At 46.1% G+C, this 17125-nt stretch carries 13 protein-coding genes and 1 pseudogene; 8 read left to right on the top strand and 6 right to left on the bottom strand.

Going from position 1 to position 17125, the window contains the following annotated elements:
• The gene (locus QUA97_RS10235; protein ID WP_333194544.1) at window positions 1–924 is read right to left on the bottom strand and encodes an FkbM family methyltransferase; all 924 of its coding nucleotides are present in this window, start codon (window positions 922–924) and stop codon (window positions 1–3) included.
• Window positions 925–2054: 1130 nt separating this feature from the next.
• Here QUA97_RS10235 and QUA97_RS10230 point away from each other — a divergent pair.
• The 3 genes from QUA97_RS10230 to QUA97_RS10220 all read left to right on the top strand — a co-directional run bounded on the left by QUA97_RS10230 (window position 2055) and on the right by QUA97_RS10220 (window position 5886).
• The gene (locus tag QUA97_RS10230) at window positions 2055–3881 is read left to right on the top strand and encodes an N-acetylmuramoyl-L-alanine amidase (RefSeq protein ID WP_194070709.1); all 1827 of its coding nucleotides are present in this window, start codon (window positions 2055–2057) and stop codon (window positions 3879–3881) included.
• Between the two features lie 61 nt (window positions 3882–3942).
• Complete coding sequence (locus QUA97_RS10225) at window positions 3943–4338, top strand: SH3 domain-containing protein (RefSeq protein WP_333194543.1); 396 nt, start codon at window positions 3943–3945, stop codon at window positions 4336–4338.
• 324 nt (window positions 4339–4662) lie between these two features.
• Window positions 4663–5886 carry a CapA family protein gene (locus QUA97_RS10220; protein ID WP_333194542.1) on the top strand — a complete coding sequence of 408 codons (1224 nt, stop codon included), beginning with the start codon at window positions 4663–4665 and terminating at the stop codon, window positions 5884–5886.
• Window positions 5887–5996: 110 nt separating this feature from the next.
• Here QUA97_RS10220 and QUA97_RS10215 read toward each other — a convergent pair whose 3' ends face one another.
• Entirely contained in the window at window positions 5997–6746 is a 750-nt protein-coding gene (locus QUA97_RS10215; protein WP_333194541.1) for a cobalt-precorrin-6A reductase, read from the bottom strand.
• A 300-nt stretch (window positions 6747–7046) separates the two neighbouring features.
• On the opposite strand from QUA97_RS10215, the gene QUA97_RS10210 reads away from it, so the two are divergent.
• A complete protein-coding gene (locus tag QUA97_RS10210; protein WP_194070705.1) occupies window positions 7047–7865 on the top strand; it encodes a tetratricopeptide repeat protein in 819 nt (272 codons plus the stop codon).
• 315 nt (window positions 7866–8180) lie between these two features.
• Here the strand turns inward: QUA97_RS10210 and QUA97_RS10205 are convergent, their stop codons facing one another.
• Window positions 8181–8969 carry a TIGR01548 family HAD-type hydrolase gene (locus QUA97_RS10205; RefSeq protein WP_194070704.1) on the bottom strand — a complete coding sequence of 263 codons (789 nt, stop codon included), beginning with the start codon at window positions 8967–8969 and terminating at the stop codon, window positions 8181–8183.
• Window positions 8970–9136: 167 nt separating this feature from the next.
• Here QUA97_RS10205 and QUA97_RS10200 point away from each other — a divergent pair, with 167 nt between their 5' ends.
• From QUA97_RS10200 to obgE, 4 genes are all read left to right on the top strand, one after another.
• The gene (locus QUA97_RS10200) at window positions 9137–9457 is read left to right on the top strand and encodes a 30S ribosomal protein PSRP-3 (protein WP_194012340.1); all 321 of its coding nucleotides are present in this window, start codon (window positions 9137–9139) and stop codon (window positions 9455–9457) included.
• Between the two features lie 433 nt (window positions 9458–9890).
• Window positions 9891–10964 carry a class I SAM-dependent methyltransferase gene (locus QUA97_RS10195; protein WP_194012333.1) on the top strand — a complete coding sequence of 358 codons (1074 nt, stop codon included), beginning with the start codon at window positions 9891–9893 and terminating at the stop codon, window positions 10962–10964.
• Window positions 10965–11601: 637 nt separating this feature from the next.
• Window positions 11602–12489 (top strand): Mo-dependent nitrogenase C-terminal domain-containing protein, encoded by an 888-nt coding sequence (locus QUA97_RS10190; protein WP_333194539.1) that lies wholly within the window; start codon window positions 11602–11604, stop codon window positions 12487–12489.
• A 617-nt stretch (window positions 12490–13106) separates the two neighbouring features.
• Window positions 13107–14147: a GTPase ObgE gene (gene obgE, locus QUA97_RS10185; protein ID WP_333194538.1), complete on the top strand. Its 1041-nt coding sequence runs from the start codon at window positions 13107–13109 to the stop codon at window positions 14145–14147.
• A gap of 220 nt (window positions 14148–14367) precedes the next feature.
• On the opposite strand, the gene QUA97_RS10180 is transcribed toward obgE, so the two are convergent.
• The 3 genes and pseudogenes from QUA97_RS10180 to QUA97_RS10170 form a co-directional block, all read right to left on the bottom strand.
• Window positions 14368–14775: a hypothetical protein gene (locus QUA97_RS10180; RefSeq protein WP_228050322.1), complete on the bottom strand. Its 408-nt coding sequence runs from the start codon at window positions 14773–14775 to the stop codon at window positions 14368–14370.
• A 169-nt stretch (window positions 14776–14944) separates the two neighbouring features.
• Window positions 14945–16516 carry a serine hydrolase gene (locus QUA97_RS10175; protein WP_228050323.1) on the bottom strand — a complete coding sequence of 524 codons (1572 nt, stop codon included), beginning with the start codon at window positions 16514–16516 and terminating at the stop codon, window positions 14945–14947.
• Window positions 16517–16806: 290 nt separating this feature from the next.
• A pseudogene (locus tag QUA97_RS10170) lies at window positions 16807–17125 on the bottom strand (hypothetical protein); the annotation flags it as partial.

Here is a 17125-nt window from a genome sequence, read left to right as displayed (position 1 = left end):
TCAGGATTCTTGAAAATACTTTTCAAGGCGTGAAGAAAGATTATTTTCTGGATGCAGCCACAACACATTTTCTGTCATGTGATTATCTGTAAGCTTAGTTAATTGGAGGTGATGTCGCAACCCAGAACGTTTGGTAGAGATATTCAAAGGTTGATAGCCGTAATTTTGCATAATTTCGCAAAGTTCTTTGACACTGAAACCGCCCCTTTCTAGATGTTCCGGCACTACCTCTGTCAGGATTACTGGATGCAGGCGTTGAATTGTGCGATCGAGCCCTCGAATTACCAGGGGTTCAAACCCTTCTACGTCAATTTTAATAAAAGTGATGCCTGGTAATTCTTCAGGCAAAATGTCATCTCCGCGATACACGGTTAGTTGATACTGGTTGGAAATTAGCGACTCATCTTGTTGAGGGATTTTTGTAAAAGTTCCCATCCCCAACTCTTCATTGACTACAGTTAGTGTTAGTTCGCTTTCTCCTTCGGCAAGACCGCAATTGTGCAGGGTAACTTGCTGCAATTCATTGTTACTCACATTCGCCTGCAATCGCTTAAAAACCAAAGGATTTGGTTCAAAGGAATGTACAGTTCCTGTCGGAGTAACACACCGTGCTGCCATCAGAGTAATCATTCCTAAATTAGCTCCGACATCGATAAAACTATCGCCCGGTTTTACGGCTTCGATCATGAATTTTTGGATATCTAACTCGTAGTAGCGACCTAGAAAATATGTCATTCGTTCGTGCCAAGAGGAAAGATCGAGAGTCATCAAATATTGATGAAACTTGCCGCGTATAGTACGGATAGGGGCATCTTTCCACAATTCACTTTTATACCCACCTAAGTTTTCAAATAATTTTCCCCATCCCGGCAGTTCCCGGCGCGTGTAGGGCAAAATCATATAAATTAGTTTGGTGCTTTTCATCTTGATATTTCTCCAGTTCAGTGTCAACAATTTGGTCACTAAGACTTGATCTTTTTGGCAGTCAGAAACTTCAAAATCTTTGAGAGACAAGTTTGTTCCAGAGGTTGTCACCCCGTGAACACAATTATACCTCGAATCCCTAAGCAGTGTCAAAACTTCGAGATGTAAGGATTCAGGTCTGAGATTGGGGAATTAAAGAAGGCTTACCTAACCATACCAATAATGCTTGTAGGTCGATACTCAAATCTTGTCCTGGCACTATACCCGGTGAGGCAGACCCAATCACTATGGCTCCACATTCATTATACTGACATTTGGCTCGTTGATATTGCACTACTTCAATTGGTCTATCTACTAAGCACGCTACCCTAGATTTACTATAACCAATAATGTCACTTAATTCTCTGCTACCACAATGCTCACTCTTAGTCAGGAGTGCTGATTTCATATCTATCTCGCGCAAATCTTTTTCGGGTTTTGCCGATATGTCCTGGCTGTCTCTCTGGTTTACGCTTTGGCTAGAGTTCTGACTATTTTGAGTTATCAAAAGCGGCTGTCTCTGATTTCTGTATCAGATTGTTTGATGGGGATTTTGATGATGTAAAAGCTATTACTTGGCTGTGTCTCTTTGAGTCTTTCGAGTTCTTGTTCTAATTTTTCAATGAGCTTATTTTGTTTTGAAGTAAATTTGAATAGTTCTCCCACTTGAACTGCTAAAATATTTTAACTTTCGTGCTAAAAGCTCTTATTTTTGCTTAAATAAGTTACCATATTTATCACCATAAATTAACTATTTTTGCCCAATATACTATGAGAGTTTGTCTGATTGTGGGATTTTTTGTATTTTACAATACCGAGCAATCCCTTGGATAAACTGTGGAGAATGACGTAGGGATCGCTTAAAATTTAATAGTTTTATGAGAAAATTTATGTCGCCGATAACTCAATTGCAACTACCAACCTGATAAACTGGGTCTTATATAGTCAATAGGACTTACGCCTAATCCTCAAAAACCCGGTTTCTTTCCGTATTTCTCGTTACTCAACCCAATATTTTCGCAGAAACCGGGTTTCTTGGCGCAAGTTCGAGTATAAATAACCAACAGACTGTCAATTAATTTCAATTGAGCATGAGAAAATTTTTAGGATTAGTTGTCTTTGGGATGATAATGGCGATCGCCTCTGTAGCTGTGGCCGCTCAACCTTTGTCCGTCGCCTATCCTCCCGCCAACCACAAAACAATAGCCGATCGCATTTTTTTAATCGGTACCGCCCCCCCAACCGGACAAGTATCGGTAAATGGCCAACAAATTCCGCGCAGCGGGGCGGGCCATTTCGCCCCGACAGTTCCCCTGCAATTAGGCGAAAATGTCTTTACCTTGCGTTACGAAAATCAGCAAGTTCAAATTAAGGTGACGCGGGAGTCAAATCAGCCTGAAGTCCCCGCTGGATTGGCTTTTGCTAAAAATTCCCTGACGCCGAAAGTCGATGTCGCGAGTTTACCGGGGGAATATATTTGCTTTGGGGCGATCGCCCCGGCGAATGCTTTAGTTGCGGTAAAATTGGCTGGCGTTACTATTCCTTTAAAAGCGCGATCGCAAGTCGAACTCCCAGACAACAAATCTGTACTGCTAGGTGAAAATTCCCCGATCGCCAAAAGCAGCATCGAACAGTATCAAGGCTGCGCTATAACTCCCCCAAATCCACCCTTGCTCAAGGGCGAAAATGAGTCTAACTCCTCGCTACCAAAAACAGAAAAAATTGATTTAGGAGTGCCAGTATTTGAGCTAACAATGAACGATCGAACTATCAGCCAGCAAGGTACCGGCAAGATTTCTATTCTCTCCCCCGCAGAGTTAGAAATAGCCGAAGTAACAGCAGATGCTGGTATCGCCAGAACCGGGGCGAGTACAGATTTTTCTCGGATGACACCGCTACCGAAGGGAACGCGAGCAACAGTTATCGGGCGCGAGGGAGAATGGATTCGGCTCGATTACGGTGCTTGGATCAAAGCATCAGAAGTGCAAATTGTCAAGGATGCAGTTCCCGCGCGATCGATTATTCGCAGCGCGCGATCGCGTCAAGTTCCAGGCTGGACAGAGGTTTTATTTCCCTTAGAAATACCAGTCCCAGTCACCGTGCAAGAAGGAGAACGTACCTTCACATTAACACTCTACAATACCACCGCTCAAACTGACATTATTCGCCTCGACGATGACCCAGTAATTTCGAGTTTGGTATGGCAACAAACATCGCCGCTGCAAGTACAATATACTTTCAATCTCAAGTCTGCCCAGCAGTGGGGCTACAAATTGAGATACGATGGCACAACTTTAGTGTTGTCTTTAAAACACCCTCCTGCGAATACCAGCATGATGCCGAATTCGTCAGCAAAACCGCTGTCGGGAATCAAAATTCTCCTCGATCCGGGACACGGCGGGCCGGAAGATTCCGGGGGTGTGGGGCCCACGGGCTATCGCGAAAAAACAGTAGCTTTAATTGTGTCGAAATTAGTGCGAGAAGAATTGGTAAATCGGGGCGCAAATGTGGTAATGACGCGGGTGGAAGATGTCGATTTGGATTTGCCGCCGAGGGTAGAAATGATTCAAAAAGAAGAACCGGCGATCGCAATTTCGATTCATTACAATGCCTTGCCGGATAACGGCGATGCAATTAATACTAAAGGTGTCGGCGCTTTCTGGTTTCATCCCCAAGCCCACAGTTTGGGAATGTTTCTTCACAATTATTTAGTTGCCAATTTGAACCGTCCGAGCTATGGTGTATTCTGGAACAACCTAGCCATGACTCGTCCTGCAGTTACTCCATCTGTTTTAATGGAATTGGGATTTATGATTAATCCCGAAGAATTTGAATGGATTGTGAATCCGACAGAACAGCAGAAGTTAGCCGAGGCGATCGCCCAAGGCATTACCGAATGGTTTGCTTCCATCAAATAACAGTCCAATAACAGTTCGGTCGTTCGGACTTCAGTTTTTCCAACCCGAGGAGATTAAAGAAATGCTAATTTTTACTCAATCAAAAGCCTTTTTCATTGCAGCGGCAGTTGCAACTTTAAGCTTCTCACTTTACAGCTTTCCCGTTTTTGGCAGACAGCAAAATCTTTCTTCCCAAAAAGTAGAAGCTTTAAAAAAGCAAACTCAATGCTCTTTTATTACAGGTGAAGGTGGGGCTGTCAACATTCGTAGAGGCCCCGGCGATAAGTACCCGATTGTAGCTAAACTCAAAAAAGGAGATGGAGTTCGGGCCGTCACCAGACAAGGTGATTGGGTGAAAATTGTGGCGAGATTTTCGGGTAATCCTCCTAATGAAACTTTGACAATCCTTAACGGTTGGGTGAACAATAAATTTATTAATGGTTGTTCTGAAGACCAATTTGACAGGTGGCGGAAATAGGAAATTTAGCGATTTTTTCGTGATAGTGGGGGCGGTTTTTTGAGATGGTCAATTATTCGATGTATTATCGATCGTCTGGATAGATTAGCAACCCCAACTGACAATAAGGTAATTTTAACGGCCCGGTATTCAACCCGCACCAGGACTTTCGGCTTCGCCCAGCCTCCTGGTGCGGGTGCAAGCTTGTATAAAACCTGGTTTAAACTGCCCGGTATTTTTCACCCAAAAGTGTTGGGTTATATTATTGAATAATTGATGACATAATAGTTGGGATATTGCCTGCACTTGCATTGTTTTTTTGAACTAATATCACTATCATAAATCATGAATTTTAGTCGATCGCTCTCGGTAATTGCCATGCTTTCGATCGCAAGCTGCAACATCCAAACCCCAAAAACTAACACGCAGCCTGCAGAAAGTCGTAGCTTGCGGGGCGGGACGCCATCGCCAATTGCAGCAGCATCTGTTCCGGCCAAGCCAAAGTCGGAGATTAAAGAAGCAAAATTAATTGCTGTCGGCGACATCATGATGCACAGTACCCAAACAATCTCCGGCTACGACGCAAAAAAACAAACATACAATTTTGACAATTTCTTCGCACCAGTTAAAAGCATCCTCTCAAAAGGCGATTGGGTAACGGGAAATCTCGAAACACCCTTAGCCGGCAAAGATGCGGGCGGATATACGGGCTATCCCCTATTCAACGCACCGGCTCAATTACTGGATGCTGCTAAAAAAGCCGGATTTAATATCTTGACAACTGCGAACAATCATGCTTTGGATAGGGGAGAAACAGGCATAATTAGGACGATCGCAAATTTGGGCGATCGGCAAATTGCCTCCACAGGAACAGCCAAATCGAAAGCTACGGGCGATCGCACTTTAATCATCACCAAAAACAATATTTCACTAGCCATGCTAGCCTACAGCTACGGCACAAACGGCATCCCCATACCCAAAGGCAAAGACTACTTAGTTTCCCTAATCGACGAAAAAAAGATCATCAAAGACATAGCCAAAGCCCGCAAACAAGGAGCAGATATAATCGCAATTTCCCTGCATTTTGGCGACGAATATCAGCGACAGCCAAACACCCAACAAAAACAATTAGTGGAAAACCTGCTCAAAGCCGGTGCAGACATCATTCTCGGCAGTCATCCCCACGTCGTCCAACCTTACAAAATCTTTAACTTCCCCGGAAAAAACGGGAAAACCCGCAAAGCTGTAGCAATTTATTCAATGGGAAATTTTATTTCCGGTCAGACTCAAAAATATACAGACTTAGGCGTAATTTTGCAAATCGATATTCGCAAAAAACTTCCTGAAAAAACTACAGAAATTACCAGCATCAAAACGATTCCGACTTGGGTACAGCGCTATACTCTGAACAATAAATATAATTATCGGATTCTGCCCTTAGAAACAATTGTCACCCAGAAAAAAGACCCGCTGCTAACAACTTCGCAATATCCAGTTTTAAAAGCATATTTACAAGAAATGAATAATCATCTTAACTCTTTGAATACTGAGAACAAAACAAATAATTAGAAATTGACGCACGGGGGTTAGAAACCGGGTTGTTCTCGACAATATTTCGTTGTCACGCGCAGATTCAGAAAAACCCGGTTTCTTTAGTGGAAGTGCGTAACTTGTGATTTTCAATTCAACTGCTCAACCAACCAAGAAATCGCCCCTTCCACATCAGCAACCCGATCGACATTGGGAATCTGCGGCCGCTGCACCATCACCACCGGAATTCCCAGTTCCCTAGCAGCGAGAATTTTTGCATAGGTAGCAGCGCCACCACTGTTTTTGCTGACAATTGTATCAATGCGATATTCTAACAGCAATTCCCGCTCATCTTTCAATGAAAAAGGCCCCCTTGCTAATAACAATTTACCGTTAGGAATAGGAGTGTTTGGTGCAGGAGGATCGATCGCCCGCATCAAGAACCAAATAGCATCCAAACCAGCAAACTCCGCCAATTCCTGCCTGCCAATCGTCAGAAATACCCGCTGAGACTGCCCTGATAAAGCCCTTGCAGCCTCCGAGTGGCTGCCAACTTCAATCCAGCGATCGCCCTCCACCATCTCCCAAGCAGGGCGCACCAGCATCAAATGAGGCACGTTGCACTCAGCAGCAGCGATCGCAGCATTAACAGAAATCTGAGCCGCAAACGGATGAGTCGCATCGATTAATAAGTCGATCGGGCTACAATCCAAAAACGCCACCAGCCCAGCCGCCCCACCAAACCCCCCAATTCGCACCGTACCCGTTTTTGGAGTAAAAGGCTGCTGAGTGCGTCCTGCTAGGGAAGAAACCACCTCAATATCGGCGATTTGAGACGCTCTGGCAGCCAGTTTAGCAGCATCCCCCGTTCCGCCCAAAATTAGCAATCGTTTTTTCATTAAATTATCCTTAGCGACTACACAAACTGGCGGTTAAAACCGCAACTACACAACCAAAGTCCGCCTGCGCCAACTCAAGAAAATCCAGGGTTTTAGAACCTGCGGAGGCTGGTTTTGTTTGTGTAGCTGCGACTTAAGTCGCCGAGACTTTTCTCAAGAAAATCCAGGGTTTCAGAACCTGCGGAGGCTGGTTTTGTCTGTCTAGCTGCGACTTAAGTCGCCGAGACTTTTCCAACATCCCCTAACCAACGCCCGCAATTTCGGTTAATAATATGTTTAGTAAAGTTTCAACTAACAAAAATGATTCGCTCACTTGTCACATTCTTTACAGTATTAATTGTAACCGGGTTAGTTTGGTTGGGAAACATCGCGCCCGCCGCCGCACAATCACAACCCGCAGACATTGCAGCTTCCCAGCAGGAATTAGCAGAACTCATTCAAAAAGCTTTTGAAGCCACAAACGAAGGCAAATTTCCCGCCGCAGAAATTTTCTGGACTCAAATCATCGAAAAATTTCCCTCACAAGCAGCCGCTTGGAGCAACCGAGGCAATTCTAGAGTCAGCCAAAACAAACTGCAACCAGCAATTGCTGACTACGAAAAGGCGATCGAACTAGCTCCCGAAGCCCCCGATCCCTACCTCAACCGCGGCACAGCCCTAGAAGGTTTAGGACGTTGGGAAGAAGCCATCGCCGACTACAATCACGTACTAGAATTAGACCCCCAAGATCCAGCCGCCTACAACAACCGAGGTAACGCCGAAGCAGGTTTAGGAGAATGGGAACCAGCAATTTCCGACTACAACAAAGCCTTTGAACTAGCCCCCGAATACGCCTTTGCTCGCGCCAACCACGCCCTAGCACTGTATCAAAACGGGCAAACCAAAGAAGCAATTCGCAACATGAAAAACATCGTCCGCAGATACCCTCAATTTGCCGACATGAGAGCCGCCCTCAGCGCCTGTCTTTGGGAAGCTGGAAATCGCGGCGAAGCTGAGAGCAATTGGGTAGCCGCAGTCGGCCTCGATTCCCGCTACAAAGACCTCGATTGGGTTGCAAATACCCGCCGCTGGCCGCCAGTTGTAGTCAGCGCCCTAGACAAATTCTTGAACTTAAAATAATCTTAAAGGGAAAGTTATCAGTTGTTATTGGTTAGTTGTTATTGGTTAGTTGTTATTGGTTAGTTGTTATTGGTTATTGGTTAGTTGTTCGTTGTCAGTTGGCAGTTGTTCGTTGTCATGCCAAATCCGGGTTGGCGATCGCCTTTATGAAACAGCCGGCGCAGGCCGACATCGTTTCTGTAGAGGCGGTTTCAACCGCCGAATCATCAAGGGGTCTGTTACTTTCCCAACTAACCAATAACAACAAATAACCAACAACTAACCAACAACTAACCAACAACTAACAACCAACCAATAACTAATAACAACCAACAACTAACCACTGACTAATTCTCGAATCCGCACCGCCGTCAACTCCTCAACATTCCGCAAAACCGCTGCAGCACCTGCTTTTTTCAGCGCTGCACTATAAGCCTCGCAGCGCACAGAATCATCCAAAACATGAGGCGGCAAAATTCCCATACCCAGCCAAACCCGATTTGGTTGCAATTCCCGCGCCTTCACCACCGTGTAAATATCGGCAACAGTATCTCCGGCATAAACCACGGGCAAATTCTTTGCTAAACCGTGCAGGTTTTCCAACTGTTCAATTGCTGCGAAAAGTCCAGTCGGATCTGGTTTTCCCGGTGCATCTTCCATCGCCACCAACACAGGGGAATTTAAACTCAGTTTCCCTGACAAAACATAAGCTGCTTCATCCCGCATCGCCCCGCTAAAAAAGCCCCAAGCAACACCGCCAAGCGTTAAATTTTCTAGGTAAGCCGGACTTAACAGCAGCGGTTCGTCGCAAATGTAACCAGTCCAATTTTGCTCATCGGGCCCGCGATAGCGACTTTGGAAAAAAGCGACTAATTCGTCATAGTTGAAAGCGAGTTGATTTCTCGATCGCCCGATTGCCTCAAAATAACGGCAAACTAACTCAAAAGACGCTTCCCAGTCATTATTCCACACTCCCTCAGACTTCAGAGAGTCGATATCCAGAGAATTTGGGCGAAAAGCACCAGCCGTGAAGTGTTCCACCGCATCCGCGATCGCCCGCCTGTAGGAACCGGACACATCCCGCACCACACCGTCAATATCAAAAACTAAAATAACTCTGTTCACAACTTAATTATCCTGGTAACTGGGGCGAGTTTTGCACAAATTTGATTGATTTAGGGCCCAGAAGGGGCGCGAAACCCAGCCGCGTGACAAAACTTTTAATCACCGATCGCTCATTATCGAACAGAATGTGCTACGCTTAGCGATTGTAGAAATTTTTAACAAATTCTATCGAAACCCTGGAGGTTTGCTTGTCCAAGTTCATCTTAAAAGTTCTCTGGCTAGAAGAGAATGTTGCCCTCGCCGTTGACCAAGTTGTCGGCAAAGGAACTAGCCCGCTGACATCCTACTTTTTCTGGCCGCGCAAAGATGCGTGGGAAGACCTCAAAAACGAACTCGAAGCCAAACACTGGATTGCTGACAACGATCGCGTCGAAATCCTAAACCAAGCCACAGAAGTCATCAACTACTGGCAAGAAGAAGGCAGACGGCGCCCGATGACAGAAGCTCAATCGAAGTTCCCCGAAGTAACTTTTACCGGCAGCAACTAAGCCCAGCTTTTAGTTCCTACCCATATACATTGGCTGTTATGGCTGATGGGATAGAGCACAGAGGCGGAGAAGGCCAAAAGACTTGAATCTTTGCTTTTTCCACCTCGCCGGCCAACATACAATTTAAATGCGCCACAGTCGATCGAGATCCTAACTCCCATTTTCAGAGACACTCGGGTTTAGGGCTTAGTCGATTTGAAATTTGAAATTTGAGACTTATCCAAAATAAAGCTCTCAAATCGGATTTTCTACAATCTAAAAATCCTCAGCTACCAAACAAAATAAATCCAAAATCTGCTTTTTTATCGTCTTAAGTTGTTGTATAATTAGCTCTCATTATTTTACAACTAACAACTAAAAACAACTAACTAAAAACAACTAACTAATAACAACTAACTAATAACAACTAACTAATAACTTCTTCCCGGAACCTATGGGCGCCCAAAGCACGATCGACCAAACCGAACAACTACCGCTGGTAACAAATCCCGACATTCTCCAGCAAGCCATCCTCTACAAAATTAACACTCGCGCCACCGCACGCGGAGAATTAGTTTTCCCCTGCCTGCCGGGAATGCTAAACCACTATCTCCAATCAATTGAAAAACTATTTACCACCCTCGACAGACCCCTGCCAGAAGACCGCAGGGAGGAACTCAAAAAGCTTTTAGCCACTAAATTAGAACAAGGCTACCGCACCTCAACAGCATCAATGCTGATCCTGCAATACGAATCAGTGCAGCCGCCACAAACAGGCTTGGCCTGCAAAGTGATTGTTACTACCTCAACAGTTGGAGAACAGTATAAAACCTGGGTAGACACCAGAGAACCTCCCCTGTTCGGTTCTCATCCAGATGCAAAATTGATGGCAACGGCTGCTAAATTGGGAAATCCCGATCGCATCCGCATATTAGACGTGGGGGCCGGTACCGGACGCAACACCTTACCCCTGGCTCGATTGGGCTATGCTGTAGATGCGATCGAACTCACCCCAAGCTTTGCAGAACAACTCAAAGCAGCAGCAACAGCCGAAAACCTTCCCGTCACAGTAACCGAAGGCGACGTGCTCGACCCCTTAATGCGGATGAAACCAGCGGGCTACCAACTCGCAGTTGCCGCCGAAGTCATCTCGCATTTTCGTGACAGCGATCAAGTACGGCTTTTCCTAGCCAAAATGTGCGACTTCCTCTCTCCCGGAGGCGTGTTGCTGTTCAGCACATTTTTAACCGTCGGCGACTACCAGCCCGATGCCCTCGTGCGACAAGTTGCCCAACTTTCCTGGTCTACTTTATTCACGCCCGGTGAGCTCGCCGCGGCAATGGAAGGGTTGCCCTTAGTCCCAATATCCAACGAGTTGGTGTGGGAGTACGAACGCCACCACCTACCAGAAACAGCCTGGCCGCCCACCCCCTGGTTTCCCAGTTGGGCAACCGGTAGAGATGTTTTCCCGATGGCAAACGCCCGCCCGCCAATGGAATTGCGCTGGATTTTGTGTCGCCGCAGTTAGTCAGTAGTCAGTAGTCAGTAGTTAGTTGTCAGTTGTCAGTTGTCAGTTGTTAGTTGTCAGTTGTAGAGTGCGCCGCCCTCAAGAATCCCTCAATTCGATCGATAATTTCACAGCGACGCACCTGATACCAAGCTAGCCACCTGGTCCCCCACCCTCAAAAATCCCTAAATTCGATCGACAATCTCACATATCCCCACCTCACAAAGACGGCTGGGCAAACAAATTTTATACTTCTTTTGGAGTAATTTTTTTAATCAATCCCATCGTTTCGAGGCTAACACAGCAATCGAAACCTTTGACAACACAGGCTAACAGCCACATCAAGTCTTTTTATTCCCAAATCATCAAGCCGGCTCGCGGTCAAATGTTGCAGCCGATATACAAAAATTTACAAAAATATATATTAAGATGTAAACATAGCGAAGTTCGATCGCCCGTGTGGGAGAAACTCGGTTTCTTAGCAGCTCCTATGTTAACAAACCTGTGATTTTTTGCGAAAAATTCGATCGCCATCTGGAATCCGTGCAACTACAATCAAGATCGAACAAACCTATTCCTCCCGATAGATGACATTTTGGGGGAGTAGAACTACCCAATAAATTAGCTCGCTAATCAGCGAAGCTCCTGAGACACAAATATGCTTTTAACACGTCCACTACAAGCGTTTGGAGCAATCTTCAGGCACAAACCTTCAACAAAAAGCTCGATCGACCAAAAAAGCAGTAAAAATTATTTAGAGGGGAATATTTCTCCCGCTCCAAACCAAGAAAAGGACTGCGACATCCCACTAGAAATGCTGATGAGTAACGCAAAAACCAACTGCACCGATGAAGAAATTACCGCTTGGCTGCGCGGATTGCTGACAATTGCTTGGGCTGACGGCAACTTTGACGAAAACGAGCAAAAAATCATTGCGAACCTAACTCAGGATGAATTACATCCAGTATCTGCTGAGACAGAGTTTGAACCGATTGCGCCAGAGGAACTAGCTGCTGTGTTAGGCAAAGGCACCGCCAACGGGGAGAATTTTTTGAGAACAGCAGTCATGGTAGCCTTAGCAGACGGTACGTACTCGCTGAGCGAAGATGAGGTACTGTACAAGTTTTGCACAGCTTTGGGTCACAACATCGAGGCGATCGAATCTCTGCGACACACCATCGCAGACAGCAACTGCGACCCCCAAGGGCCAAACAGCCAAATAGCCTTTGATTCAAATTCCGTCCCCGCCGGCACACCCCTGTCATCTCCCCTACGCAAACCACACCACAAAAACGTCCTGCAACCGGTTAAAGATTGGCTGGACGGCTGGGAAATTCACGATCCCAAAGTGGCACATTTTGTCTGCAAAATGATTCCGCCACAATGTCCGTTTGAGCGAGATGTTGTATTGTTCGGGCACAAAATCGTCCACATTCCGGCGATGTGCAAGATTAACCCGCTTTACGAACAGTTGGTGGGGATGCGCTTTCGAGCTCTCTGCTATTTAGCAGATGATTGTCAGGAAGATGTATCGTCATATTGTTAGCAGTCATTAGTCATTGGTCATTAGTCATTGGTCATTGGTCATTAGTCATTGGTCATTGGTCATTTAGACATTGCGAAATCTGGGATTAATGAATGTAACGATTAACCAATGACTGCTAATTAGTCCGGGATGCAAAAAGCCGGGTTTTTCTGGAAAAAAGAATCGTTATAGCCATCCGCCCCAGTAGAAAAACTCGGTTTATTCAATTTTTGTGGGTAAGTCCTGCTAATAGCAAATTTGTTGTTAAAATTATATTTTTCCAGCGACTGTAATTCGCGATTAGACTTTTTTAGGCAGCCTCAGCATTCTCAAGAAAAAGAGCAATATTCTACTGGAATCTGGTATTATACTAACCATTAGTGTCAAATTAACGTTAAAGCTAGTATGAGTCTGCTGTTTGACGATTAAGTTATCGATCGCCCAGCAGGAAGAACTCGCTACTCCCCCTTAACGAGGGGAGAACCGGAAGTGTTCAAAGTTCCCCTGATTAAGGGGGATGCGAGGGGGAGCGAGACTCGGATGAAAACGAGAGATACCAAAGGTTTTAGTCTTAAGTTGACACTGATGACTGCTGACTGATGACTAATGACTGTTGACTGATTACTATTGATTAAATTATGCAATTTATCGATCGAGCTGATATTCAAGTCGTGGCGGGTAAGGGCGGCGACGGTATGATCGCTTTTCGCAGAGAAAAGTATGTGCCGGCGGGCGGGCCTAGTGGCGGTACGGGCGGGCGCGGCGGTTCTGTGTTTGTGGTGGCGGTGGAAAGTTTGCAAACGCTGCTAGATTTTCAGTACAACCGGATTTTTAAAGCTCAAGACGGGAAGCGGGGCGCGCCGAAGAATATGACTGGGGCTTCTGGGGACGATCGCACGATCGAGGTTCCCTGCGGTACGGTAGTTTACGATGCCGAAACTCAGGCGATTTTAGCAGATTTGGTGGTTCCCGGACAGACTATTTGTATTGCTCAAGGTGGCAAGGGCGGTTTGGGTAATAAGTGTTTTTTGACGAATTCTAACCGGGCTCCTGATTATGCGTTACCGGGAAAGGAAGGCGATCACAAGTTTTTGCGGCTGGAATTAAAGCTATTAGCTGAAGTGGGAATTATTGGTTTGCCTAATGCTGGTAAGTCAACGCTGATTTCTGCTTTGTCGTCGGCTCGTCCTAAGATTGCAGATTATCCGTTTACAACCTTAATTCCGAATTTGGGGGTAGTTAGAAAGCCGACTGGTGACGGTACTGTTTTTGCTGATATTCCGGGATTAATTGCCGGGGCTCACGAAGGTGCGGGTTTGGGTTATGAGTTTTTGCGACACATTGAACGGACTCGGTTGTTGCTGCATTTAATTGATATTACTGATGAAGATCCGATCGCAGATTACATGACAATTCAGGATGAGTTGAAGGCCTACGGGCGTGGTTTAGCACGGCGGCCGCAGATTTTGGCTTTGAATAAGGTGGATGCGATCGATCTTGAGGATGAGGAAATTGCCAGTGCGATCGGGCGATTGCAAGAAATTAGCGGTGCTCCGGTTTTGTTGATTTCCGCTGTGAGTCGAGTTGGGTTGAATGAATTGATGCACGAAGTTTGGCAGAAACTCGACGAGATGGATGAGAAAGAGGCTGAGGAACTCTCAGCAGTGGGAGTTTTATAGCCCGGTTCTGATTCATGAGTTTTTGCGGTCATCGGTAGGTGTTTTTTTGAGGGGTCAAGCTTTTCGGCTGTATTGCTTGCACAGCAAGGGTTTGAGGTGCAGTGCCGAAAAAAAACGATGACCGCAAACGCTGTAATGCTTGCTGTGATTAATTTTGAGGGATGTTAATTTTTTTGCCTCAAGCCATCGCCGGTGGCTGAAATGATACTTTTACGATCGATTACCTGAAATTCAACGAACTGCGAATCCGCCCGTTGTAATCCACCCTCACCCTCCCATCTTGAAAAACCGTCACCACCGTCTCCACCGTATAAACAGACGCACCCGGTTTGTGACCTTGAAAAGTAAACGTCCAAGAACCATCCCCATTATCAACAAAAGGCGACTCCTCCGAAGCACCGTGCATCGCCGCTTCCGCTCGATATTTTCCCAAACCACCATTAGCATTTTCTGCTGCTTGACGGGCTAAATTTTTCGCGCGATTCAATTCAATATTGTTGGAAATAACCGTAATATCCGTCACTTCGCTTTCAGCAGAACGAAGGGGATTGCTGAATGCGGGAGAAACTCCCGCAGCTAAAGTTGAAAGCGCTAGCAAACAAGCAATTGGGGCGTGTAATTTCATCATACAAAATCATTTATACTTTCTGAAGTCTACAGCACTCGCACTCAGGATCCCGGAAGAGTGAAAAATTGTCCGAACAGCCTCTAAGTTATAGGTTCGCAGTTAGGATTTTAGTCCTCCGATGTTGTGCGAACTCAAGTCCTGACTGCGAAACTATTTTAAGGCGAATTAATTAATTTTTAATTTTCACCTTTGAATCTGCAGGCGTTTCCCCGTCGTTCAAATAGCGGTAACTCATCTTAGAAATATCCCGAATCAAACTTTGAGCAGGCTTCTCATTTTCCACCGGATGCTTCACCATCACCGCCACCAAATAACGCTTCCCGTTCGGCAAATCCACCATCCCCGCATCGGCCAGCATCGTATTAATATTACCCGTTTTGTGAGCAATAACTGAACCTTCCCCCAAACCTCTCGGTAGCAAAGTATCGTTTTTTGTTTGCCGCATGATTTGCAAAATGCGATCGCGCGACTTAACCGAAACCAAATTTCCGCGATCTATCTGCGCCATAACATTAATCAAATCCTTCGGGCTAGTAGTATTAGTTCCCTCCAAATCCGGCAACTTATTTCGCAGTACCGTCGCCCTCAAACCCCAAGCGGCAAAATGCTGATTCAAAACCTCAGCACCTCCCAACAATTCAATCATCATATTTGTCGCCGTATTGTCACTGACTACAATCATCTTTGTGACAACTTCCAAAGCCGAATATTTCGTACCCGCCGGATCGTCCTGCATTTGTCCAGAACCGCCCACAATATGTTCCGGCTTCAGCGTCAGCACCTGATCTAACCGCACTTTGCCTTCATCAACTGCTTGGAAAAAAGCTGCTAAAATCGGCAATTTAATCGTGCTAGCTGAAGAAAAAGGCACGTCGCCGTTAAAATTTAGGTAGCTTCCAGTATCTAAATCAACTAAAAATATCCCCGCATTCAAGGTAGGATTTTCTGTTGCCATCACCTGAACTTGTGTTTTCAAAGCTCCTAATTCTTGATTCAGTTGTAGGGCTTCTGAAGCCAGCGGGGCTGCAACTGCGCTGTCGGCTGGGTTTTTTGGCTGTGCGGGCGTTTCTTGTGTCGCTACAGCCGATCGATTCACAGCATTCGCCACCGACAGCAGAGTACCGCAAATCACCGCAATCCCAACTCCCAAAATCAACAACCGAGTGGCGTACACCAACGGCGGCACCCTGGGAACAGCAGATTTTTTGCCCGGTCTATTGCTCCCTTGCGGGCGCGGTTTCGGCACAGGGGCTTTTTTGACCTTTGGGGCTGTTTCCAGCTCTAGAATAGCCGTTGGGGGCGCACTGGAGTGACTTTTGCGGGGGGCGCGGGTTGTTGTAGTTTCGGGTTCGTTGATGGGATTGCTGGCGATCGAACTTACATTTTCCAGACTTGGCTGTGGAAAATCGAACAAATCGACAGCCGCGAGATTTTTTTTGCGCGATTGGCGGCTTTTCGACTGCGAAATTTTGGTAGTTTTGGGTTTTCTAGGGTTAATTGCCGATTTGGGATCGGACAAAAAGTCCTGTGCATTCAATTCTTCGGGGGAAGGCGCGGGAGAATTGGCTCTAATTTTCGTGACGCGGCTTGGTTGCGGTGATAAAGTGGCAGGTTCGGATGCTGGAATTTCTGGGCCGTTTGGCGGTTGGGGCGGGCGGCGGCGGCCGGATTTGCCAGACTGACTTGTTTTGCCCGATTTAGGCGGTTGTGGCCCGGAGTTGGTAGAGGCTATCGAGGACATCACTGATAATATCGATCGTTTGGGAAACCGCTCTGCCACGTCTTACTCCTTCTGCGCTGTAAATTTCAAGTTTAAGATTTTTTAGGTTGTCAGCCAATCAATTTGAGATTTTAGATTGGGAATTTTAGATTTATCGGAAACGCACCCGTGGTAGAAACCGGGTTTCTTGCCGGGAAATTACCGTGAATTTGAGGTTTTTAGTCAAGAAACCCGGTTTCTTTGGTGACAAGCGGGTAAATCCTGTTCGCCAACAAGCCTCAATCTTACCTCCCAAATTATCTGCATTTCTCCTAGCTATCCGCTGGATTTTCCGGCAACGCATCCAGAGTATCAGAAACTGGCGATCGCGCGTAATTTTTTATTGCCCAATCTGTTTGGCGGAGAGTGCCCCGCAGCATGGCGACTTCATCCACTGTCGGATAGGCGCGATTGTACAAACGCCGAAACTTTTCCATCCGACTCGCTGCTGTGTGCGGCTGCAAATATCCAATTTTCAGCAGCAGTGTTTCTAGTTGCTGGTAATATCCCTCTAAATTTTCCAGCGGAGCACTGTTGGCAGGATTGGGCGAGGGGGAAATGGGGAGAGGGGGTGAGGGGGGGATTGGGAGA

Origin of the sequence: Microcoleus sp. CZ3-B2, assembly GCF_036705055.1 — a bacterium.
In the GTDB taxonomy this organism is placed as follows: Bacteria; Cyanobacteriota; Cyanobacteriia; order Cyanobacteriales; family Microcoleaceae; genus Microcoleus.
Note: the sequence above shows the minus strand (reverse complement) of the source record. Positions and strands in the feature narration are given on the sequence as shown.

Bases quoted from the DNA above. Each gene is read 5' to 3' on its own strand.
- QUA97_RS10235 (WP_333194544.1), bottom strand. From the start codon at position 924: ATGAAAAGCACCAAACTAATTTATATGATTTTGCCCTACACGCGCCGG.
- QUA97_RS10230 (WP_194070709.1), top strand. From the start codon at position 2,055: ATGAGAAAATTTTTAGGATTAGTTGTCTTTGGGATGATAATGGCGATC.
- QUA97_RS10225 (WP_333194543.1), top strand. From the start codon at position 3,943: ATGCTAATTTTTACTCAATCAAAAGCCTTTTTCATTGCAGCGGCAGTT.
- QUA97_RS10220 (WP_333194542.1), top strand. From the start codon at position 4,663: ATGAATTTTAGTCGATCGCTCTCGGTAATTGCCATGCTTTCGATCGCA.
- QUA97_RS10215 (WP_333194541.1), bottom strand. From the start codon at position 6,746: ATGAAAAAACGATTGCTAATTTTGGGCGGAACGGGGGATGCTGCTAAA.
- QUA97_RS10210 (WP_194070705.1), top strand. From the start codon at position 7,047: ATGATTCGCTCACTTGTCACATTCTTTACAGTATTAATTGTAACCGGG.
- QUA97_RS10195 (WP_194012333.1), top strand. From the start codon at position 9,891: ATGGGCGCCCAAAGCACGATCGACCAAACCGAACAACTACCGCTGGTA.
- QUA97_RS10190 (WP_333194539.1), top strand. From the start codon at position 11,602: ATGCTTTTAACACGTCCACTACAAGCGTTTGGAGCAATCTTCAGGCAC.
- obgE (WP_333194538.1), top strand. From the start codon at position 13,107: ATGCAATTTATCGATCGAGCTGATATTCAAGTCGTGGCGGGTAAGGGC.
- QUA97_RS10180 (WP_228050322.1), bottom strand. From the start codon at position 14,775: ATGATGAAATTACACGCCCCAATTGCTTGTTTGCTAGCGCTTTCAACT.
- QUA97_RS10175 (WP_228050323.1), bottom strand. From the start codon at position 16,516: ATGTCCTCGATAGCCTCTACCAACTCCGGGCCACAACCGCCTAAATCG.